Raw genomic sequence first — 21,451 nt, 5'->3', positions numbered from 1 at the left:
GCCTCACCGACGGCGCAGGTCGGTGAGCACCGGAGGGACGGCCACGGCGAACAGCACGAGAGCCGGGACGACGAGGACCGGGAAGCCGACGGTGAGGTAGCCCGAGGCACCGAGCACGCCTCCGAGGAGGAAGAGGGACACGAGCCCGGACAGCATCGCGAGCTTGCGCAGGTCGGCACGCACGGGTGGCTCCCCGGGCATGCGGCTGCGGTAGAGGTGCTTGCCGAGCTCGATCCCGATGTCGGTGACCATCCCGGTGACGTGGGTGGTCCGGATCTGGGCGTCGGAGACCTTGGTGATCGTCGCGTTCTGCAGACCCATGGTGAAGCAGAGGACGACGACGAAGACGTGCTCCCGGTGCTCCCAGACGAGCTGGTCGGCGAGCCCTCCGAACGCGAGCACGAGCACGGCCTCGAGTAGCAGGACGTTCGCGAACTTGCCCCGGAGCCCCCGCCGTCGACCCCAGTTGAAGACCAGCGCGCAGGTCATCGCCCCCAGGACGAAGGCGGCGAGGGCCTCGACCCCGATGACCGCGAGCCCGAGAGAACCCCGCACGAGCTGGTCGGCGATCGAGGCGGTGATGCCGGTCATGTGCGAGGTGTAGACCGAGACGGCGACGAAGCCCACGGAGTTGAGCGTTCCCGCGACCAGGGCGAGGACGGCGGCCAGCCACGCGTTGCGGCGGGCCGTGCGGTCCGCGCCGGCGAGCCGAGCCACCCGCGCCGCGCGGGACCTCATCCGGAGGTGGACCGGGGCAGGGGCTCGTGCGTCACGAGGACCGACGCTGCGCGGCCGGGCCCGCGTCGGCACCCGGCGCCTCGCGGGGCCGACGTCGGTCGATCACGTGGTGACCCCCCACAGGGCCGCGAGGTGGCGGACGTCGGTGCCGCAGCACCCGCCCACGATCTCCAGCCGGGGAAGCCGGTCCTCCAGCCGCCGGTGTTCCGCCACGAGGTCGGGAAGGTCGCCCTCGTCCAGCTCCTCGGCCGCGTCGAGCTGGGCGTGCGACTGGCGTGAGGCGTTGACCCGCAACCCGGTGACCCGCTCGGTCCAGGAGTCTCCCTCGTCGAGCGCGGCGGCGACGTGGGCCGGATGCGCACAGTTGACGAGCAGGCCGTCGGGCGCCGCCTGGCTCCACAGGGACTCGACCGCCGCGTCGAGCGGCGTGCCGTCGGGCAGCCGCCCGTCGGTCTCCACGGTGAACGAGACCGCGACCTCGACGTCGTGGCCGCGGGCGGCCTGGACGACGCCCACCGCCTCGGAGACGCTGGTGAGCGTGTAGGCGGTGATCCGCTCGGCCCCCGCTTCGGCGAAGGCGCCGACCTGGAAGGAGTGGTAGGCGGAAAACTCGTCGGCGGAGCCGGTCGCGCCCGGGACGTAGCCGTCACCGCGCGGACCGATGACACCGACGACCTTGGTCCTGGAGCGGGTGAGGCGCCCCGCCGCCCCGAGGTTCTCCGCGAGACCGGCGAGGAAGACGATGCTCTCGAAGTTCACCTGGAGGACGTCGGCGAGCGAGCCGCCGAGGGCCGTCACCCAGTCCGGGCTGGCCCGCCACGTCGGCGTCTCGAGGAGGAGCCCGGCACCGGCGGCGCGGGCCACGTCGGCGAAGCCGGAGTAGTACGAGGTGAGCAGGGAGCGTCCGTGCGGCTCCGACAGGAGCGGGAAGGCGGCGAACATCGGCAGGTCCACCCCGTGGTGGAAGATGAGGTCCGTCTCCAGGCCCCCGTCGGTGACCCACCGGGGACCGGTCCGGGACGCCTCCCCTGACGCGGCCGATCCCGACGGGACCGGGTCGGAACCGTGACGCGTGCCAGCGCTCATCCAGGGCCTGCCTTCGGCGGTGCGGAGGTCCTAGCCTCTCCCGCCGCGGCCGCCCGCGCCAGACCCCGTCCGAATGGTCGTCGCCACCCCGAGGTACGCCCTCACGACACACCCCTCCCGGCCAATAGTTGACATGACAACTAATGTGGTGCACACTATCGATTGAAGGTTCAACCACCTACCACCGAAGGATTGATCATGGGACTGTTCACCCGCACCGCCAGGACCACCACCCCCGCCCCCACGTCGGCGCCCGCCGCCACCGAGCCGTCGTCGAGCTTCGTCTCCGACATCGCCGGCGACTACGTCCTCGACCCGAGCCACTCGCGTCTCGGCTTCTCGGCCCGTCACGCGATGGTCACCAAGGTCCGCGGCAACTTCGACGAATTCGAGGGCACCGCCCACGTGGACACCGCCACCCCGGCCAACTCCAAGGTCGACGTCACCATCCAGGCCGCCTCCGTCACCACGGGCAGCGAGCAGCGTGACGGTCACCTCAAGACCCCCGACTTCTTCGACATCGAGAACCACCCGACGCTGACCTTCGTCTCGACCGACGTGGTCCGCGACGGCTCCGAGTGGGCCATCACCGGTGACCTGACGATCAACGGCGTCACCAAGCCCGTCACCATCGACTTCGAGGAGACCGGCTCGGCCAAGGACCCGTACGGCAACACCCGGATCGGCTTCGAGGGCTCGACGACCATCGACCGGACCGACTGGAACCTCAACTTCAACGCGGCCCTCGAGACCGGCGGCGTCCTGGTCAGCGAGAAGGTCAAGCTGGAGTTCGACATCTCGGCGATCGCTCAGGTCCCGTCCCAGGTCTGACCGACCCGAGGGAGCGAAGGGCGGGGACCACACGGTCCTCGCCCTTCGTGGCGTCCCGGTGAGGCCGGCGCCTCGTGACGCTCCCGCGACCGGCCCGCCGTCCCACCCACCGTCAGGCCTCTTCGGCCCGACGTCAGTCGCGCTGGTGCTCCGGCGTCCCCGCGATCGCCTCACGGATGACGCGCATCGAGACGTCGGAGGGGTAGCCCTTGCGGGCGAGCATGCCCGCGAGCCGCCGGGTCTGCACGGTGGCGTCCAGGCCGTGCAGGCGGCGCAGACGCTTCTCGACGAGCGCCCGGGCGCGCTCCTCCTCGTCCGCGGGGTCGACGTCCTCGAGGACGGCCTCGGCCACCTCGTCGGACACCCCCTTCTGGCGCAGCGTCTGCGCGAGGGCACGCCGGGCGAGCCCGCGCCCGGCCCGTTGCGAGCGCACGAGCATGCCCGCGTACGCCTCGTCGTCGACCAACCCGACGTCCTCCATGCGGTCGAGGACCGCGGAGGCGACGTCGGGGTCGCACTCCCGTCGCGCCAACGCCTGCTCGAGCTGGGCGCGTGACTTGGGCGAGTTCGTCAGCTGGCGCAGGACGATCTGACGGGCCACGTCGTGCGCGTCCGGCTCGGTGCCCGTCGCCTCGGCGTCGGGCGGCGGAGGTGCTGATGCGGCGCGGCCGCGTCGGGACCCGCCCCCTCGGCCCGTCCGACCCTCCGCTGGCCCCTGCCCGCGCCGCTGACCCCGTCGTGACGACGATGACGCGGACGACCGGCCGGGCGTGGGTGAGGAGGAGACGGTCCCCGACCTGCCGGCTCCGTACCCCAGCGGCTCACCGCCCGCGAGCTCACGGCCCGCGGGATCGGAGCCCGGGCTCGCCGGCGGGGACGGGGAGGGCAGGGCGGGACACGCCGCCGCCCACGGGGGCGGCGGCGCGTCCGCGTCGGCGAAGGTCATCGCGTCAGCTCCGGGCAGCGGTCAAGGGTCGCCGGGTCAGAAGTCGACCGGGACCTCGGGGACGGCCTCCAACGGCGTGTCGACCCGGGGGCCGATGCCGAGCTTCTCCTTGATCTTCTTCTCGATCTCGTCGGAGAGGTCGGGGTTGTCCTTGAGGAAGTTGCGGGCGTTCTCCTTGCCCTGGCCGAGCTGGTCTCCCTCGTACGTGTACCAGGCGCCGGCCTTGCGCACGAAGCCCTGCTCGACCCCCATGTCGATGAGCCCGCCCTCGCGGGAGATGCCCTGGCCGTAGAGGATGTCGAACTCGGCCTGCTTGAACGGCGGCGCCACCTTGTTCTTGACGACCTTGACCCGGGTGCGGTTGCCGACCGGGTCGCTGCCGTCCTTGAGGGTCTCGATGCGGCGGACGTCGAGACGCACGGACGCGTAGAACTTCAGGGCCTTGCCACCGGTCGTGGTCTCGGGCGAGCCGAACATCACGCCGATCTTCTCGCGCAGCTGGTTGATGAAGATCGCCGTCGTGCCGGTGTTGTTGAGCGCGCCGGTGATCTTGCGCAGGGCCTGGCTCATGAGCCGGGCCTGGAGACCGACGTGGCTGTCACCCATCTCGCCCTCGATCTCGGCGCGCGGCACGAGGGCGGCGACGGAGTCGATGACGATGATGTCGAGGGCGCCGGAGCGGATGAGCATGTCGGCGATCTCGAGCGCCTGCTCACCGGTGTCGGGCTGGGACACGAGCAGGTTGTCGGTGTCGACGCCGAGCTTCGCGGCGTACTCCGGGTCGAGGGCGTGCTCGGCGTCGATGAACGCCGCGATGCCCCCCGCGCGCTGGGCGCTGGCCACGGCGTGCAGGGCGACGGTCGTCTTGCCCGAGCTCTCCGGGCCGTAGATCTCGACGACGCGACCCCGGGGCAGGCCACCGATGCCGAGCGCGACGTCGAGCGCGATCGAGCCGGTGGGGATGACCTCGATGGGGGGACGCACGTCGTCGCCGAGGCGCATGATCGCGCCCTTGCCGTGCTGCTTCTCGATCTGTCCGAGGACCACGCCGAGGGACTTCGCGCGGTCGTTGCTGACGGCTGTTGCAGCCATGTCGCACCTGCTCTTCCTGTGTCGTTCGATGTGCGCGCCCGCCGGCGACCCGTGTCCGCGGTCGGTCTCGTCGCGATCTCGGGTCAGACGCTAGGTCGTCGCACCGACAGCGGTCTGCAGCTGCCGTGGTGGCTGTGGACAGGGGCTGCGGATCCGGCGACCTGTGCACAAGAGTAGACGAACACGTGTTCGACGCACGGGAGGGCGGGGTCGCGACACGCCGGACCGTCCACCCGTTCGGCGACGCGCCGGACCCGGAGACGCGAGGCGACTGGCCCACGGGCGGAGCCCGGGCACTGGCAGACTCCTGCGCCGTGACGATCATCGCGGCAGCAGACGGCTCGGCCCTGGGCAACCCCGGACCCGCGGGGTGGGCCTGGTACGTCGACGACGCCCACTGGGCCGCCGGCGGGTGGCCGCACGGCACCAACAACCAGGGGGAGCTCACCGCGGTGCTCGACCTCCTCGAGCAGACGGCGGACGCCGACGACGACCTCGTCATCTACTGCGACAGCACCTACGTCATCAAGTCCATCACCCAGTGGATGCCCGGCTGGAAGCGCAAGGGGTGGAAGAAGGGCGACGGCAAGCCGGTGATGAACGTCGAGATCATGCAGGCGCTCGACCGCGCGATGACCGGCCGGACGGTGCGCTTCGAGTGGGTCAAGGGGCACTCCGGGCACGAGCTCAACGAGGAGGCCGACCGCCTCGCCAACGGGGCGGCGACGGCGTGGCAGCGCGGCGCCGCCCCCGACCCCGGCCCCGGCTGGGCCGGCGCGGGCACCACGCCCCCGGAGCGCACCGCCCCCGCCGCGGCACCCGCTCCCCCGGCGCCGGAGCCGGACCTCTTCTCGGACCTCGACGACACGCCCGTCCCCACCGACGAGGAGCAGGTCATCGCCCTCGAACGCGCCCTCCTCGAGGACGCGACCCGCTCCGACGGCGCCGCGGTCGCCGCCCTCCTGCACCCGCAGTGGTCGGAGGTCGGCCGGTCCGGCCGGCTCTGGACCCGCGCCGAGATCCTCGACGAGATCGGCCCGCTCGCGTCGCCGGTGACGCTCGACGTCATCACCTGCCTCCGGGTGGGTGAGGACGCGCTGCTGCTCACCTGGCGGGCGTCGACCGACTCCGGCTCGACGCTGCGGTCGTCGCTGTGGGTGCGCACGTCCGGCCACTGGCAGCAGCTGTTCCACCAGGGCACCCCCGAGGCCTGACCCACGCGGCTCGGCCGACCGGCACGCACGCGGGCAACCGGACCCGAGCGGGTCAGGCCTTCGACAGCAGCTCGGCCACGATGTCGGCGGCGGGCGCCTGGCGGGCGCTGCGGTGCCCGGTGCCCGCCCACAGGTGGACGAGGTCGGGCTGGCCGGTCGCCTTCCCGTGGCGGCGCAGCGGCGCCGTGAGGTGGTGCACCTGCGGGTATGCCGCGGGGGCCGCCTCGCTGAACACCTCCGTCCACGACGTGGAGAGCGCGCGGGCGCTGCGCCCGGTGAAGGCACGGGTCACGACGGTGTCGGCGCGGTGGGTCAGCTCGTGCCGGTGCACCTCGGCGGTGCCGGCCTCGTCCGCGCGCAGGAACGCCGTCCCGCAGGCCACGGCGTGCGCTCCGGCGTCGAGCAGCGCGGCCAGGTGCGCGGGGTCGGACACACCACCGGCGGCGATGACCGGCAGCGAGGTGAGCTGCCGGATGCTCTGCAGCAGCATGCGGGTCGGCGCCTGGTGGTGCCCGGTGTCGACCGGCCCCCCGCGGTGCCCCCCGGCCTCCCAGCCCTGGGCGACGATCGCGTCGACGCCGAGCTCGTCGGCCCACGCCGTCTCGCTGGCCTCGTTGAGCGTGACCCACACCTCCATGCCGGCGGAGCGGAGACGGTCGACGACGTCGGCGGGCGGCCACGCGAACGCGAAGGACACGACGGCCGGGCGTTCGGCGAGGACGACCTCGATCTTGGCGTCGAACGAGTCGTCGTCGTGGACCGGCTCCCCCAGCGCGACCCCGGCCTTCTCCGCCAGCGGCCGCAGCCGAGCGGCGTAGTCGTTGACGCGGGCCGCGCTGCCCGGCTCGTAGGGCGAGGGCGCGAAGAGGTTGACCCCGAACGGGGCGCCGCCGACGGCCGAGCGCAGCAGGACGATGTCGTCGCGCAGACGGTCAGGCGGGAGGTAGGCGCCGGCGAGGAAGGCGAACGCCCCGGCCCGCGTCGTGGCGGCCGCGAGCTCGACCGTGCCGGGCCCGCCGGCCATCGGCGCGAGGACGACGCGGCGGTCGAGGAGGGTCACGGGCTCAGGCGCGCTCGGGCGCGTCCTCGCGACCCAGCCGGCGCTCGTGCGGCACGTCCATGTCGTCGCACAGGGCGAGCCACACGAGGCGCGGGTGCATGCCGTCGTCGAGGGCCTGCATGACGCTGCGTCCGCCGAGGACTCCGAGGACGTGGTCACGCGCCAGTGTGGGTGCGTAGGTCTCGCCGAACTCGTCGTACATCAGCGTCCAGAAGTGGCTGATCCGCATGGGCGCGAGTGTGTCACACCGACCTCGTCGTCATGGATCGCCGAAGATCCGGGCCAGATCCTGCGATCCCACACATTCCTTTGTAGGGTCATCGCCATGGCGACCCCACTGGAGCCCGACCCGCGGCGGGACGTCGTCCTGGACGCGACGACGCTCAAGGCGTTGACGCACCCCCTGCGTCCGCGGATCCTCAGCGCCCTGCGCCTCCACGGACCGGCCACCGCCTCCCGTCTCGCGGCCCACCTCGGGGTCAACACGGGGGCCACGAGCTACCACGTCCGCCAGCTCGCCGAGGCCGGCTTCGTCGTCGAGGCGAGCGAGCTGGGCAACGCCCGCGACCGGTGGTGGCGGGCCGCCCATGCCCGGACCTACTTCGACACCCACGACGCGGACCAGGAGACGTCGGCCGCGTACCTGTCCGCGGTCGCGGCCGGGTACGCCGACAACGCCCAGCGGGCCATCGCCGAGATCGCCACCCTGCCGCCGGAGTGGGAGGACGCGGGGACGTTCAGCAACTTCACGCTGCGCCTCACGCCGGAGGAGACCACGACGCTCATGGCCGACCTCACCGCGGTCATCCGGGGCTACCGCCCGCACCAGGGCACCGAGGACGCCCCCGCCGACGCCCGGCCCGTCTCCGTCAACCTCGAGGTCTTCCTCGCCCCCGGGATGTCACCGGAGTGACCGCCGCACCGACGCGCCCGAGCCGGCGTGGTCTCTACGGCATGCTCGTCGCATCGGGCGTGTCCATCGCGGGCACGCGCGTCTCGACGATCGCGCTCCCGGTGTTCGTCTACACCCAGACGAGGTCACCCAGCCTCACCGGCCTCGTCCTCGCCGCCGAGATGGGGCCCTACGTCGTCTCGAAGGCGCTCGGCGGCCCCCTCGTCGACCGTCGCGGTCCGCGCGCCATCAGCGTCGTCGGGGACCTGCTGAGCGGCGCCTTCCTCGCGGTCATCCCGATCCTGTATGCCGTGGGGCAGCTCTCGCTGCCCGAGCGGGTCCCGCTGCTGCTGGCCCTCGTCGCCCTCGCCGGCGTCTTCCGCGGACCCGGCGACGGCGCCCGCAACACGATGATCCCCGCGGTCGCCGACGCCTCCGGGCTCCCGATCGAGAAGGTCACCGGGCTGGACAGCACGATCGACCGGGCGAGCGGGCTGCTCGGGGCCGGCATCGGCGGCCTCCTCGTCGCCGGGTTCGGTGCGCCCGAGACCGTCGCCGTGACCGCCGGCGCCTCCTTCCTCAGCGCGCTCGTCGTCGCGCTCCTCGTGCCACCCCTGGCCGCGGCCGGCTCGACGGACACCGGCTCCTACGTGTCCCGGCTCAGGGCGGGGGCGTCCTTCCTCCGCCAGGACCGGCTGCTGCGCTCGGTCCTCGCGATGATCGCGGTGACCAACCTGCTCGAGGCCGCCTACATCTCGGTGATGCTCCCGGTCTGGGTGCTCGACCAGGGGCGCGGGCCGGAGCTCATCGGCCTGCTCGGGCTCCTCTTCGGGGGCGCCGCCGTGGCGTCGAGCGTGGTGGCGACGACGATGTCGGGGCGCTTCAGCCGGCGCACGGCCTACCTCGTCGGCTTCACCTTCGCCGGGGCGCCGCGCTACCTCGCGCTCGCGGTCGACGCACCGCTGTGGGTCATCGTCGTGACCAACGTCGTCGCCGGTTTCGGGGCGGGGTTCATCAACCCGACGATCGGGGCGATCTTCTTCGAGCGCGTCCCGCGCCATATCGTCGGCCGGGTGGGATCGCTCGCCGACGCCCTCGCGTGGGCCGGCATCCCCATCGGCGGGATCGTCGGGGGCGCGGCGGTCGCCGCCGTGGGGGTGGCACCGGCGCTGGGAGCCGCGGGGACGGCATACCTCGTCTCGACGACCGTGCCGGGGCTGCGTCCGGAGTGGAGGGAGATGGACCTCGCCCGGAGCCCGTCGACTGTCGGACGTGAGTGAGAGGCTGGCCCTCTCATGACGACCGACGTTCTCGAGCGCTTCTCCCCGCCCACGGCGACGTGGTTCCGGGACTCGTTCAGCGCACCCACCCCGGCCCAGGCCGGGGCGTGGGAGGCCATCAGCAGCGGGCACCACGCGCTCGTCGTGGCACCGACGGGGTCGGGCAAGACGCTGTCCGCGTTCCTCTGGGCCCTCGACCGTCTCGGGTCCGAGCCCGTCCCCGAGGAGAAGCTGCGTCGCTGCCGGGTCCTCTACGTCTCGCCGATGAAGGCGCTGGCCGTCGACGTCGAGCGCAACCTCCGCAGCCCCCTCGTCGGCATCGGTCACGCCGCGACCCGGCTGGGCTCCACACCGCCCGACATCACGGTGTCGGTCCGCAGCGGCGACACTCCCGCCGCCGAGCGACGCGTCTTCGCGCGGGCGCCCAGCGACATCCTCATCACCACCCCCGAGTCGCTCTTCCTGCTCCTCACCTCGCAGGCCCGCGAGGCGCTGCGCGGGGTCGAGACCGTCATCCTCGACGAGGTCCACGCCGTCGCCGGCACCAAGAGGGGCGCCCACCTCGCCCTCTCGCTCGAGCGCCTCGACGCGCTGCTCGACCGGCCCGCGCAGCGCATCGGCCTGTCGGCCACCGTCGAGCCCGTCGACGAGGTCGCGCGGTTCCTCGCGGGCGGTCGACCGGTCGACGTCGTGCGCCCGCCCTCGACCAAGGAGTGGGACCTCGACGTCGTCGTGCCCATCCCCGACATGTCCTCGCTGGGCGAGGTCGTCGAGGGCGACCTCAGCGGTCCAGCCGCCGGGGCCGAGCGGCGCGCGTCGATCTGGCCTCACGTCGAGGAGCGCATCGTCGACCTCATCGCGTCGCACCGGGCCACGCTCGTCTTCGCCAACTCGCGTCGGCTGGCCGAGCGGCTCACCGCGCGGCTCAACGAGATCTGGGAGGAGCGGCTCGAGCTGGAGGCGCAGGCCCGGGCGCTCGAGGACGGCGAGCCGGCGGAGGCGGACCCCCGCCAGGCGCGCTCCCGCACCCCGGCCCAGGTGATGGCGCAGGCCGGCAGGTCCGCCGGCGCCCCGGCCGTGCTCGCACGGGCCCACCACGGGTCGGTGAGCAAGGACCACCGCCAGCTCATCGAGGAGGACCTCAAGGCCGGCCGGCTGCCCGCGGTCGTCGCCACCTCCAGCCTCGAGCTCGGCATCGACATGGGCGCCATCGACCTCGTCGTCCAGGTCGAGTCGCCCCCGTCCGTCGCGAGCGGCCTCCAGCGCGTCGGACGCGCCGGGCACCAGGTCGGGGCCGTCTCGCACGGCATCCTCTTCCCCAAGTTCCGCGGCGACCTCGTCCAGACCGCCGTCGTCGTCGAGCGCATGCGGCTCGGGGCCATCGAGTCGCTGCGGGTCCCGGCCAACCCGGTCGACGTCCTCGCCCAGCAGATCGTCGCGATGACCGCGCTCGACGAGTGGGCCGTCGACGACCTCGAGCAGGTGGTGCGGCGCGCCGCCCCCTTCGCCTCCCTCCCCCGCTCCATCCTCGAGTCCGTCCTCGACATGCTCTCCGGTCGCTACCCGAGCGACGAGTTCGCCGAGCTCCGCCCGCGCATCGTCTGGGACCGCGTCACCGGGGTGCTCACCGGGCGCCCGGGCGCCCAGCGCCTCGCCGTCACCTCGGGCGGCACGATCCCCGACCGCGGCCTGTATGCCGTGTTCCTCGCCACCGGTGAGGGCACCGGACGGCGCGTGGGCGAGCTCGACGAGGAGATGGTCTACGAGTCGCGGGTCGGCGACGTCTTCACCCTCGGCACCTCGACGTGGCGGATCGAGGACATCACCCACGACCGCGTCCTCGTCACCCCGGCCCCGGGCCAGCCGGGCAAGCTCCCGTTCTGGAAGGGCGACCAGCTGGGGCGGCCGGCCGAGCTCGGCCGGGCCGTCGGGGCGTTCGTGCGCGAGGTGGCGGCGTCGACCCCCGCGCAGGCCCGCAAGCGGGTGTCCGCGGCCGGGCTCGACGAGTGGGCCACCGACAACCTCGTCGCCTACCTCGAGGAGCAGCGCGCGGCCACCGGGCACGTCCCCGACGACCGCACCATCGTCGTCGAGCGCTTCCGGGACGAGATCGGCGACTGGCGCGTCGCCGTCCACTCCCCGTTCGGTGGCCAGGTCCACGCCCCCTGGGCCCTGTGCGTCTCGGCGCGCATGCGCGAGCGGTTCGGGGTCGACGTGCAGGCCATGCACGGCGACGACGGCATCGTCTTCCGGCTGCCCGACCTCGAGTTCGACGGCGAGGGCTCGTCCGGCCGCGGCGCCGCGGCGGAGCTGCTCGACCTGGTCCGGCTCGAGCCCGACGACGTCCACGACCTCGTCACCGGCGAGATCGGCGGGTCCGCCCTCTTCGCCGCCCGTTTCCGCGAGTGCGCGTCCCGGGCGCTGCTGCTGCCCCGGCGCCGGCCCGACCGGCGACAGCCGCTGTGGCAGCAGCGCCAGCGCGCCGCCCAGCTGCTCGAGGTGGCGAGCCAGTACGCCTCCTTCCCCATCGTCCTCGAGACCGTCCGCGAGTGCGTGCAGGACGTCTTCGACGTGCCCGGTCTCACGGCCCTCATGTCCTCGATCGCCTCTCGCGAGGTGACGCTCGTCGACGTCGAGTCGAGCCAGCCCTCCCCCTTCGCCCGGTCGCTGATGTTCGGCTACGTCGCCCAGTTCCTCTACGAGGGCGACTCACCGCTGGCGGAGAAGCGGGCCGCGGCACTGTCGCTCGACCCGACGCTGCTCGCCGAGCTCCTCGGTCGCGGCGAGGGCCTGTCCCTGCGCGACCTCCTCGACCCGGAGGCCGTGGCGCGCACCGAGTCCGAGCTGCAGCGCCTCGCCGAGGAGCGACGCTGCCGCGACGGCGAGGACGTCGCCGACCTCCTGCGCACCCTCGGCCCGCTGACGCTGGCGCAGATCGAGGCCCGCACCCGCGACGGCGCGAGCACGAGCGAGATCGGTGGCTGGCTCGTCGAGCTCGAGGGCGCGCGCCGCCTCATCCGCGTCCGGGTCGGCGGCGAGGAGCGGTGGGCCGCCATCGAGGACGCCTCCCGGCTGCGCGACGCCCTCGGGGTCTCGCTGCCGGTCGGTGTCCCCCAGACCTTCCTCGACCCCGTGCCCGACCCGCTCGGCGACCTCGTCGCCCGCTACGCACGTACGCACGCCCCCTTCCCTGTCGTCGCGGTCGCGCAGTGGTGGGGCGTCGGCCCGGCCGTCGCCATGGACGCGCTGCGCCGGCTGGTCTCGGCCGGTCGGATCGTCGAGGGCGAGCTGCTGCCGACCGAGAGCGGCGGTGGCCAGCACGGCCTCGACTACTGCGACGCCGAGGTGCTGCGCACGCTGCGCCGACGCTCCCTCGCCGCCCTGCGGGCCGAGGTCGAGCCGGTCGCGGCGGTCGAGCTCGCCCGGTTCCTGCCGCAGTGGCAGTCGGTCGGGGGAGGCCTGCGCGGGCGCGAGGGCCTCATCCGGGCCGTCGAGCAGCTGGCCGGGGCCGTCCTGCCGGCCAGCTCCCTCGAGACCCTCGTCCTGCCGGCGCGCGTCGCCGGCTACTCCCCCGCGATGCTCGACGAGCTGATGAGCGTGGGCGAGGTGGTCTGGCGCGGCCACGGCTCCCTCCCCGGCGACGACGGCTGGGTCTCCCTCCACCTCGCCGACACGGCCCACCTGACGATGACCGCGCCAGACGACGCCGAGCTCGGTGACCGGGCGCAGACCGTCCTCGACGTGCTCTCCCGAGGAGGCGCCTACTTCTTCCGCGCCCTGGCCGACGCCGTCGAGGCGAGCGACACCGAGGTCGTCGACGCCCTCTGGTCGCTCGTCTGGTCGGGACACGTCTCGGGCGACACCTTCACCCCGGTGCGCGCGCTGCTCGCCGGGGGACGCACCGCCCACAAGCGGGCCACGTCCGGTCCCCGCTCGACGAGGTATGCCGGCCGCACCGGTTCCCTCGGCACCCTCGGGGGGCGACGGGGTGGCTCACGCCCGCTCAACGTCGCCCGGTCCGCCCCGGCGACCGTCGCCGGGCGCTGGGCGCTGCTGCCCGAGGTGGAGACCGAGACCACCGTGCGCACCCTCGCCACGGCCGAGATCCTCCAGGACCGCTACGGCGTGCTGACCCGGGGCAGCGTCGTCGCCGAGGACGTGCCCGGCGGGTTCGCCGCCGTCTACCGCGTCCTCGCCGCGGCCGAGGAGTCCGGTCGGGTGCGCCGCGGCTACTTCGTCGAGTCGCTCGGGGCGGCGCAGTTCGCGACGACCGGGGCCATCGACCGGCTCCGCGCCGGGGCCCGGGCCCTCGGGGCGTCCCCGGAGCCCAGCGACCAGCGCGCCCTCGTCCTCGCCGCGACCGACCCCGCCAACGCCTACGGCGCGGCGCTGCCGTGGCCGGACCGCCCGGTGCCCGAGGGTGCCGACGAGTCCGACGTCCCCGGACGCAAGGGGCACCAGCCCGGTCGCAAGGCGGGCGCGCTCGTCGTGCTCGTCGACGGTGAGCTCGTCCTCTACGTCGAGCGGGGTGGCAAGACGCTGCTCTCGTGGACCGACGACGGCGTGAGCCTGCAGGCCGCCGCCGACGCCCTCGCCCTGGCGGTGCGTGAGGGTGCCCTCGGGCGCCTCACCGTCGAGAAGGCGGACGGTGGCGCGCTCCTCGGGTCCGGCCACCCGCTCGTCGACGCGCTGGCCCAGGCCGGCTTCCACGCGACGCCGCGCGGGCTGCGCCTGCGGCGATGACCACCGTGGCGGCGTCGTGCCCGGCCCCGGCTCGGGTGGGCCAACGTGCCTGAGGGTGACACCGTCTGGCGCACTGCTCACCGGCTCAACCAGGCTCTGTCCGGCGAGACGATCACGCTGAGCGACTTCCGGTTCCCCGAGATCGCCACGGCCGACCTGCGCGGCGCGGCGACCATCGGCGTGGTGAGCCGGGGCAAGCACCTGCTGCACCGCGTCGACACCGGGCTGACCATCCACTCCCACCTCAAGATGGAGGGGCAGTGGAGGGTCGAGCGCGTCGCGGACACGGCGCGCTGGCTGCGTCGGGCCGACCTGCGTGCCGCGGTCGGCACGCAGACCTGGTCGGCCCTCGGCCTCCGGCTGGGCCTGCTCGAGATCGTGCCGACCTCCCGGGAGGGCGACGTCGTCGGCCACCTCGGACCCGACGTCCTCGGGCCCGACTGGGACCCGGAGCGCGCCGTCGCGAACCTCCTCACCTCGGGCACCGTGGTCGGGGCGGCCCTGCTCGACCAGCGGGTGCTCGCCGGCGTCGGGACCCTGTGGGCGTCGGAGTCCCTCTTCATCGAGCGCGTCGGCCCGTGGACCCCGGCCGGCGAGGTGGGCGCGGACCGGGTGGAGGCCCTCGTGGCGCGGATCCACCGCCTCATGGACGCGTCACGCCACCACGCCGTCCAGTCGAGCACCGGCGTGCGGCGTCGCGGCGAGGAGCACTACGTGCACGCGCGCTCCGGACGAGCGTGCCGTCGCTGTGGCGGCCCGGTGCGGGTGTCGATGATCGGGCCCGCCGGACGGGAGCGGACGATGTTCTACTGCCCGGCCTGCCAGGGAGGCATGGCCCCCGGCGACGACGGCCGGGCGCAGCGCCCGCTCGGCTCCTCGGGCGGACGGTCGAACCCCTACCGCCGCGCCTGAGCGGCCCGGCGCAGGATGTCCTCGACGATCTCGGACTTCGCGTCCGCGTAGTCCTGGACGTAGCGCCACCGGCGCGTGGCCAGCTCGCGCTTCACCGCGGCATACCGCTCCCGGTCCCCCGGGTGGGAGCGGAGCCGCTCCCGGAAGGTGAGCATGCGCGCGATCTCCGACGACGCGAGGCCGGGCGAGAGCACGTGCAGGTTGACGTTGTGCGTGCTTCCCCGTGCCGTCGTCCGGTAGAGCACGCGGTGCTCCAGCCAGTCGGGCTCGCGGATCTGCAGCCAGTAGCCGAGCGAGACCAGGGCCGGGACGTAGGCGTCCTCGTCCGCCGAGTCCGGCACCTGGAGGAGGATGTCGATGACCGGCTTGGCCGGGAGGTCCGGCACCGAGGTCGACCCCACGTGCTCGACGGCGAGCGCCGTCGGTCCCAGGGCGGCACGGATCTCGGCGGCGTCCTTTGTCGCGACGGCCGGCCACGTCGGATCCGGGTCGTGGAGCACGACGGGGACGGACCAGGGTTCCGGCTTCTCCCCGACGACCGGGTCGGCCACCGCAGGTGGGCTCAGGCCGCGGACGCGGAGACGACGGCGCGGTCCCCGACGGGCAGCGAGACCGGGGCGCTGAGCGACTCGACGTGGGCGACGCGGCGGCTCACGTCGTCGAGGACGATGGACATCGGCACGTCGAGGGCGTCGCACACGGCGGCGAGGAGCTCGGAGGAGGCCTCCTTGACACCGCGCTCGATCTCGCTGAGATAACCGAGGGACACCGATGCCGAGGCGGCCACGTCACGCAGGGTGCGGCTCTGGTCCTGGCGGCGCTCACGCAGAACCTCACCGAGCTCGTGTCGGAGCAGGATCATGAGCGGGCCTCCCTTCGCTGTGTGCCGGTGGTCGTGGACTCCACGCTACATCGCGGGGGGCACCTCACGTCGAAGGGTTCGGCGAGTTGGGCTATTCCCGCAGGTCGCCGGTCGTCGCGGTCGGGAGAGCGCCGGTGTGTCGTCAGGGCGACGGGGTCAGCGCCTCGGCGAGCAGGTCGAGCACGGCGACCACCGACGCGGACCGGACGGCGTCGCGGTCGCCGGTGAGGGTCAGGGCGCGGGTCGTCGGCTCGGGAGCCCACGGGCCGGACACCGCGACGTGGACGGTGCCCGCCGGCACGCCGTCGGAGGGTCCCGGGCCGGCGACTCCCGTGGTCGCGAGACCCACGTCGGTGCCGAGCAGACGTCGCACGCCGAGGGCCATCTGCGCGGCCACGAGCGCATCGACCGGCCCCACCTCGGACAGCCGGCGGCGGTCGACACCGAGCAGGTCCGCCTTGACGTCGGTGGCGTAGGCGACGACGGCCCCGCGCACCGTGTCCGACGAGCCCGGCACCGAGGTCAGCGCGGCGCAGACGAGCCCGCCCGTGAGCGACTCGGCGGTGCCGACCGTCCACCCCCGAGCGACGAGGAGCGGCACGACGGCCTCCGGTCCGCGACCGGGTGCGGGGTCCGGTGCGGTCACCCGCGCTGCTCCGGGTCCCGCCTGGCGGCGCGGGCAGCCTTCTTGGCCAGGGCGCGCGGGCTGGTGCGGCGCAGGCGGAGGGCGTCGACGGCGTAGTCCACGCCGGTGACCACGGTGACGACGAGGGCCGCGACGAGCGTCACCCACGCCACCACGTCGAGCGCACCGTGGAGCGGGAGCGAGAAGCGCGGGAGGACGAAGAACCCGAGGGCAAGGGCCTGGAGGAGGGTCTTGACCTTGCCCCCGCGTCCGGCCGCCATGACGCCGTGGCGGATCACCCAGAACCGCATGGCGGTGATGCCCCACTCCCGCACGACGATGACGACGGTGATCCACCACGGGATGTCGCCGATGAGGGAGAGCCCGATGAGGGCCATGGTCACGAGCGCCTTGTCGGCGATCGGGTCCGCCACCTTGCCGAAGTCGGTGATGAGGCCGCGACTGCGCGCGATGTCGCCGTCGATCCGGTCGGTGATCATCGCGACGGTGAAGACGCCGAGGGCCCACCACCGGGTCGACGCGTCCTGGCCCTCCCCCCAGAGGAGCAGCCACCCGAACACCGGCACGAGGAGCAGCCGGAGCACGGTCAGCCCGTTCGCGACGTTCCACGCGCTGGGGGCGATCCGGGAGACCGGGGTCGTACGCTCGGTCATGTCGGGTCCGCGACCAGGTCGATGCCCTCGGTCCCGACGACCGTCGCGAGCACCGTCTCGCCGGGGGCGGCCGTGACCCCCACGACCCGGGTGGTGCCGTCGACGTCGGGACCCTGGTGCTCCGCGCGACCGACGGCGTCGCCCGTCTCGTCGTCGGTCTCCTCGACGAGCACCCGCACCGTCTCACCGATGCGGTCCTCAGCGCGCTGGGCCGTGAGCTCCTCGATGAGGTCGGTGATGCGCTCGACCCGATCGGCGATGGCCGCGGCGGGGACCTTGTCGGACAGCAGCTCGCCCTCGGTGCCGTCCTCGTCCGAGTAGCCGAACACCCCGACGACGTCGAGGCGCGCCGCCGTGAGGAACTGCGCGAGCTCGTCGACCTCGGCCTCGGTCTCGCCCGGGAAGCCGACGATGACGTTGCTGCGGATGCCGGCGAGCGGTGAGCGGCGGCGGACGTCGTCGATGAGGCCGAGGAACGCCTCCGTGCCGCCGAAGCGCCGCATGCGACGCAGGAGCGGCGCCGACGCGTGCTGGAAGGACAGGTCGAACCACGGCATGACCTCGGGGATCGCGACCATGGCGTCGAGCAGCCCGGGTCGGACCTCGGCCGGCTGGAGGTAGGAGACGCGTACGCGCTCGATCCCGTCGAGCCCGGCGAGCTCGGGCAGGAGGGCGTCCATGAGGGCGAGGTCCCCGAGGTCCTTGCCGTACGACGTGGAGTTCTCGCTGACGAGGAAGAGCTCACTCACGCCCTGGGTGGCGAGCCAGCGCGCCTCGTCGATGACGTCGGTGGGGCGGCGCGACACGAAGGACCCGCGGAACATCGGGATCGCGCAGAAGGCGCACCGACGGTCGCAGCCGCTCGCGATCTTCAGCGGGGCCCACGGTCCGGTCCCGAGCCGGGCGCGCGGGGCCGAGTGCCCGGGCAGCGCCACGTCGGCGGCGGCGCTCTGACGGGTGGCCGGGGAGAGCGGGAGGAGCTTGCGGCGGTCGCTGGGCACGTGGCTGGGCACGGTGCCGCCGTCGAGGATGGTCCGCAGGTGGGTCGACATGTCGGCGTACGTGTCGAAGCCGAGGACCGCGTCGGCCTCGGGGAGCTCGTCGGCCAGGGTCTGGCCGTACCGCTCGGCGAGGCAGCCCACCGCCACGACCTTCTGGGTGCGGCCGGTCTCCTTGAGGGCGGACGCCTCGATGAGGCTGTCGATCGAGTCCTTCTTGGCCTGCTCGACGAACCCGCACGTGTTGACGACGGCGACGTCCGCCTCCGATGCGTCATCGACGAGGGTCCAGCCGCCCGCGGCGAGCCGTCCGGCGAGCTCCTCGGAGTCGACGTCGTTGCGGGTGCAGCCCAGAGTGACGACGGCCACCGAGCGGGAGGTCGTGTCGGAAGCAGGCATGGGGGCCACTCTAGTTGCGCCGGAGCAGTCCGCCTGCAGGCCCGGATCCGCAGCCCTGAGGTGACCTAGGTTGGGGCGATGACCTCATCGCCCCGACGCATCGCCGACCTGCTCGCGAGCCACCCCGTCTGGGACGGTCACAACGACCTCCCGTGGGCGGCTCGCGAGCAGGTGGCGTACGACCTCGACCGCCTCGACATCGGCGGCGAGGTCCCCTCGACCCACACCGACCTCCCCCGGATGCGCCGCGGTGGCGTGGGCGCGCAGTTCTGGTCGGTCTACGTCGACGCGAAGTGGGCCGGTGAGCGGGCGGTCACGGCCACCCTCGAGCAGGTCGACTTCGTGCGGAGGATGACGAGCCGGTATGCCGGTGAGCTCGCTCTCGCCGTCAGCTCGGCCGACGTCCGCGAGGCCCGCGCGTCGGGCCGCATCGCCTCGCTCATGGGCGCCGAGGGCGGTCACAGCATCGACAGCTCGCTCGGTGCGCTCCGGATGCTGCATGCGCTCGGTGTCCGGTACCTCACGCTGACCCACAACGACAACGTCCCGTGGGCCGACTCGGCGACCGACGAGCCGGCCCTCGGCGGCCTCTCGCCCTTCGGTCGCGAGGTGGTGCGCGAGATGAACCGCATCGGCATGGCCGTCGACCTCTCCCACGTCTCGGCCGACACGATGCGCCACGCGCTCGACGCCTCGGTCGCACCGGTGATGTTCTCGCACTCCTCGGCCCGGGCCGTGTGCGACCACCCGCGCAACGTCCCCGACGACGTCCTCTCGGCGCTCGCGACCAACGGCGGGCTCTGCATGGTCACCTTCGTCCCGAAGTTCATCTCGCCGGCCGTGCGCGAGTGGGACCTCGAGGCCGCCGACGCGGCCGCGACGGAGGACGTCCACTGGGCCGACCACACGGCATACAGCGCCTTCATCGAGCGGTACAAGCAGACGAACCCGCAGCCCCACGCCACCGTCGACGACGTCGTCGCGCACGTTGAGCACGTCCGTGAGGTCGCCGGCATCGAGCACATCGGGCTCGGTGGCGACTACGACGGCGTCGACCAGCTCCCCACCGGGCTCGAGGACGTCGCGAGCTACCCGAGGCTGTTGGGCGCGCTCGCCGAGCGCGGCTGGTCCGACGACGACCTCGGCAGGCTCACGTGGGGCAACGCCATGCGGGTGCTCGAGGGCGTCGAGGAGGTCGCGCGCGACGTCTCCGCGACCCGTGGCCCGAGCGTCGCACGGATCGAGGACCTCGACGGCCGCTGAGCCGGCGACTCAGCGCTGGTTGCGCATCACGGTGAGCGCGACGAGCCGCGAGATGACCATGGCGACGTACATGACGCCGGCCAGCGACTCGAGGATCGCGATCGCACGCGCCTGCGGACCCACCGCGACGACGTCGGAGAGCCCGACGCTGGTGAGGTTGGCAGCGGAGTAGAAGAGCAGCTCGAGGAACGTGCGGTCCGTTCCCTCGCGGTGACCGATGAAGGAGCCGGTCCACACCTCCTGCACGGCGAGGAACAGGTAGGCGAAGGCGAAGAGGAGCACCGTGAACGCCGCGCCCACCGCGAACAGCTCGTCCTTGGTCACCCAGGCGTCCTCGAACATGTACGCGACAAGGCCGTAGGCCGTGTAGAAGTAGAAGAGCGACAAAGTGGTGTGGGCCAGTGCCACGATGAGCGAGTTGTCGTCCGAGACCGTGGACCAGACCTCGAGGATCCCGGCCGGCAGACCAAGGAGCACCGAGAGCCACGTGAGGGCCGGGGTGCTGCGCACCGTGAAGACGGCGACCGTGAGGGCACTGAGGCTGAGCACGCTCAGGGCGACGCGGCCGTACGTGAGGTCCTGCAACCACGGCAGCAGCACGATGACGAGCAGCTGGACGGCGAGGAGGAAGGCGGACGGCTGCTTGCGCAGCACCGCGGCCCACCGCTCGGTGCGGGTCGGAGGCTCGCGCAGGTCGTCCCAGAGAGTGGTCTCCATGGGCGTCACTCTAGGCGCGTCCGCGGATGGCAGCGCCGACCAAGGAAGACGACATGCGCCACGCCGCCTGAGTGATCCCGCCGCTCGTGCTCGCGGGGGGTGCTGGGCCTGGCCGCCGCCGCCAAGGGGGCAGGGGCGAGTCGCTGCGCTCGGTCGTGGCCAACCTCGAGCTCCCTGCCTGGCTGCTCCCGCGGGCCCTGGCCGGCGCCGTTCCCGTGGCCGAGCTCGCCCTCGTCGCCGGGCTCCTCACGCCCTGGCAGCCGGTGTTCGCCCTCGCCAGTGGCGGCGCGCTCGTCCTCATGGCGGTCTACTGGGGGCTCATCGCGCGCGGGCTCACCCTCTCCCCCCGCCCGTCCTGCGACTGCTTCGGCGAGGTCGGCAACCACGAGGTCATCGGGCGGACGCTGCTGCGCAACACGCTGCTCGTCAAGGCCGCCGTGGCCTCCACGGCCCTCGCGGTCTCCGGCCGCACCGTCTGGTCGCTCCTCGGCGGAGCCGACCGCGGCGACGGGTTGTGGCTGGCGCTCGGCGCGCTCGCCTGCGTCGTCACCGGGCTCGTCCTCGGGGGGTCTTCGGCGCCCCGGGCCGCCGGCGCGTCGACGCCCGAGCCGGGCGGGCCGGTCGGATCGGTCGGCCCTGCCGCGTTCCCCGGCGAGGCGAGGACGGAAACGACGACGGGTACGCGCGGGTCCCCACGCCCTCGGCCGTGCTCCACCGACCCGACCGGGGGCCGGTCACCCTTCTCGAGCTGTCCCACCACAAGGCCCAGCTGCTCGTCTTCGTCAACTGCTACTGCGCGTCGACCAAGGCGGCGATGACCGATCTCGACGGCTGGAACGCGCGCCTCGCCCGGGTCGACGTGCGGATCGTCTCCGCCGTGCCCATCGCGGAGAAGCTCGTCGGCACCCCGCCGGCCGGGACGCTCCTCGACCACGCCGCGCTCCTCTGGACGAGCCTGGGCCTGACGAGGTCGCCCAGCGCGGTGCTGATGGGAGTGGACGGCCACCTCGCCGGGGGGCCGGTGGGCGGCTCGGACGAGGTCGTCCTTCATCGACGACGTCGAGGACGCCCTGCAGGAGGTGTCCGACACGCCCGCAGACGCGCCGACGGCTGATGACC

Annotated in this window: 20 protein-coding genes and 1 pseudogene; 9 read left to right on the top strand and 12 right to left on the bottom strand. The window is 73.4% G+C overall.

All coding sequences use genetic code 11. From position 1 onward, the window contains the following. Positions 1-3: 3 nt before the first annotated feature. Both AC3EU2_RS14170 and AC3EU2_RS14165 read right to left on the bottom strand, forming a co-directional pair. Entirely contained in the window at positions 4-738 is a 735-nt protein-coding gene (locus AC3EU2_RS14170) for a YoaK family protein (protein ID WP_488176932.1), read from the bottom strand. Positions 739-840: 102 nt separating this feature from the next. Further along, entirely contained in the window at positions 841-1,824 is a 984-nt protein-coding gene (locus tag AC3EU2_RS14165; protein ID WP_488176931.1) for a homocysteine S-methyltransferase family protein, read from the bottom strand. A gap of 198 nt (positions 1,825-2,022) precedes the next feature. On the opposite strand from AC3EU2_RS14165, the gene AC3EU2_RS14160 reads away from it, so the two are divergent. After that, positions 2,023-2,655 (top strand): YceI family protein, encoded by a 633-nt coding sequence (locus AC3EU2_RS14160; RefSeq protein ID WP_488176930.1) that lies wholly within the window; start codon positions 2,023-2,025, stop codon positions 2,653-2,655. A gap of 133 nt (positions 2,656-2,788) precedes the next feature. Here the strand turns inward: AC3EU2_RS14160 and AC3EU2_RS14155 are convergent, their stop codons facing one another. Continuing rightward, positions 2,789-3,256: a regulatory protein RecX gene (locus AC3EU2_RS14155; RefSeq protein WP_488176929.1), complete on the bottom strand. Its 468-nt coding sequence runs from the start codon at positions 3,254-3,256 to the stop codon at positions 2,789-2,791. A 438-nt stretch (positions 3,257-3,694) separates the two neighbouring features. Beyond that, positions 3,695-4,693: pseudogene (gene recA / locus AC3EU2_RS14150) on the bottom strand (recombinase RecA); the annotation flags it as partial. Positions 4,694-5,007: 314 nt separating this feature from the next. Here recA and AC3EU2_RS14145 point away from each other — a divergent pair. Beyond that, the gene (locus AC3EU2_RS14145) at positions 5,008-5,907 is read left to right on the top strand and encodes an RNase H family protein (RefSeq protein ID WP_488179494.1); all 900 of its coding nucleotides are present in this window, start codon (positions 5,008-5,010) and stop codon (positions 5,905-5,907) included. Positions 5,908-5,959: 52 nt separating this feature from the next. Here the strand turns inward: AC3EU2_RS14145 and AC3EU2_RS14140 are convergent, their stop codons facing one another. Both AC3EU2_RS14140 and AC3EU2_RS14135 read right to left on the bottom strand, forming a co-directional pair. Further along, positions 5,960-6,967: a nitronate monooxygenase gene (locus tag AC3EU2_RS14140; protein WP_488176928.1), complete on the bottom strand. Its 1,008-nt coding sequence runs from the start codon at positions 6,965-6,967 to the stop codon at positions 5,960-5,962. 4 nt (positions 6,968-6,971) lie between these two features. Then, on the bottom strand, positions 6,972-7,196 hold the full coding sequence (locus AC3EU2_RS14135) for a DUF3046 domain-containing protein (protein ID WP_488176927.1): 225 nt from the start codon (positions 7,194-7,196) through the stop codon (positions 6,972-6,974). 96 nt (positions 7,197-7,292) lie between these two features. Here AC3EU2_RS14135 and AC3EU2_RS14130 point away from each other — a divergent pair, with 96 nt between their 5' ends. Genes AC3EU2_RS14130 through AC3EU2_RS14115 form a run of 4 tightly spaced genes read left to right on the top strand, consistent with a single transcriptional unit; the run spans position 7,293 to position 14,794 of the window. Then, the gene (locus AC3EU2_RS14130) at positions 7,293-7,880 is read left to right on the top strand and encodes a helix-turn-helix domain-containing protein (protein WP_488176926.1); all 588 of its coding nucleotides are present in this window, start codon (positions 7,293-7,295) and stop codon (positions 7,878-7,880) included. Further along, on the top strand, positions 7,877-9,139 hold the full coding sequence (locus tag AC3EU2_RS14125) for an MFS transporter (protein ID WP_488176925.1): 1,263 nt from the start codon (positions 7,877-7,879) through the stop codon (positions 9,137-9,139). The genes AC3EU2_RS14130 and AC3EU2_RS14125 overlap by 4 nt, the downstream gene beginning before the upstream one ends. 15 nt (positions 9,140-9,154) lie before the next feature. Then, entirely contained in the window at positions 9,155-13,882 is a 4,728-nt protein-coding gene (locus AC3EU2_RS14120; protein ID WP_488176924.1) for an ATP-dependent helicase, read from the top strand. Between the two features lie 45 nt (positions 13,883-13,927). Continuing rightward, on the top strand, positions 13,928-14,794 hold the full coding sequence (locus AC3EU2_RS14115; RefSeq protein WP_488176923.1) for a DNA-formamidopyrimidine glycosylase family protein: 867 nt from the start codon (positions 13,928-13,930) through the stop codon (positions 14,792-14,794). Here AC3EU2_RS14115 and AC3EU2_RS14110 read toward each other — a convergent pair. From AC3EU2_RS14110 to rimO, 5 genes are all read right to left on the bottom strand, one after another. Further along, on the bottom strand, positions 14,779-15,345 hold the full coding sequence (locus tag AC3EU2_RS14110) for a GrpB family protein (protein WP_488176922.1): 567 nt from the start codon (positions 15,343-15,345) through the stop codon (positions 14,779-14,781). The genes AC3EU2_RS14115 and AC3EU2_RS14110 overlap by 16 nt on opposite strands. An 11-nt stretch (positions 15,346-15,356) precedes the next feature. Then, on the bottom strand, positions 15,357-15,656 hold the full coding sequence (locus AC3EU2_RS14105) for a helix-turn-helix domain-containing protein (protein ID WP_035933792.1): 300 nt from the start codon (positions 15,654-15,656) through the stop codon (positions 15,357-15,359). A gap of 142 nt (positions 15,657-15,798) precedes the next feature. Further along, a complete protein-coding gene (locus AC3EU2_RS14100) occupies positions 15,799-16,302 on the bottom strand; it encodes a CinA family protein (RefSeq protein ID WP_488176921.1) in 504 nt (167 codons plus the stop codon). After that, positions 16,299-16,955: a CDP-diacylglycerol--glycerol-3-phosphate 3-phosphatidyltransferase gene (gene pgsA / locus AC3EU2_RS14095; protein ID WP_488176920.1), complete on the bottom strand. Its 657-nt coding sequence runs from the start codon at positions 16,953-16,955 to the stop codon at positions 16,299-16,301. Before pgsA ends, AC3EU2_RS14100 begins: the two co-directional genes overlap by 4 nt. Continuing rightward, on the bottom strand, positions 16,952-18,352 hold the full coding sequence (rimO, locus tag AC3EU2_RS14090) for a 30S ribosomal protein S12 methylthiotransferase RimO (protein WP_488176919.1): 1,401 nt from the start codon (positions 18,350-18,352) through the stop codon (positions 16,952-16,954). Before rimO ends, pgsA begins: the two co-directional genes overlap by 4 nt. Before the next feature lie 78 nt (positions 18,353-18,430). Here rimO and AC3EU2_RS14085 point away from each other — a divergent pair, with 78 nt between their 5' ends. Then, positions 18,431-19,615: a dipeptidase gene (locus AC3EU2_RS14085; protein WP_488176918.1), complete on the top strand. Its 1,185-nt coding sequence runs from the start codon at positions 18,431-18,433 to the stop codon at positions 19,613-19,615. Between the two features lie 9 nt (positions 19,616-19,624). On the opposite strand, the gene AC3EU2_RS14080 is transcribed toward AC3EU2_RS14085, so the two are convergent. Then, on the bottom strand, positions 19,625-20,332 hold the full coding sequence (locus AC3EU2_RS14080; RefSeq protein WP_488176917.1) for an ion channel: 708 nt from the start codon (positions 20,330-20,332) through the stop codon (positions 19,625-19,627). Between the two features lie 71 nt (positions 20,333-20,403). Between AC3EU2_RS14080 and AC3EU2_RS14075 the strand changes: the two genes are divergently transcribed. Both AC3EU2_RS14075 and AC3EU2_RS14070 read left to right on the top strand, forming a co-directional pair. Further along, positions 20,404-21,150, top strand: a complete 747-nt coding sequence (locus AC3EU2_RS14075; protein WP_488176916.1) for a MauE/DoxX family redox-associated membrane protein — start codon at positions 20,404-20,406, stop codon at positions 21,148-21,150. Then, positions 21,147-21,446 (top strand): hypothetical protein, encoded by a 300-nt coding sequence (locus tag AC3EU2_RS14070; protein ID WP_488176915.1) that lies wholly within the window; start codon positions 21,147-21,149, stop codon positions 21,444-21,446. Before AC3EU2_RS14075 ends, AC3EU2_RS14070 begins: the two co-directional genes overlap by 4 nt. Positions 21,447-21,451 lie beyond the last annotated feature (5 nt).

The sequence above is a fragment of the Knoellia sp. B-D-2 genome (genome assembly GCF_057714695.1).
This window is presented reverse-complemented; position numbering and strand designations above follow the sequence as displayed.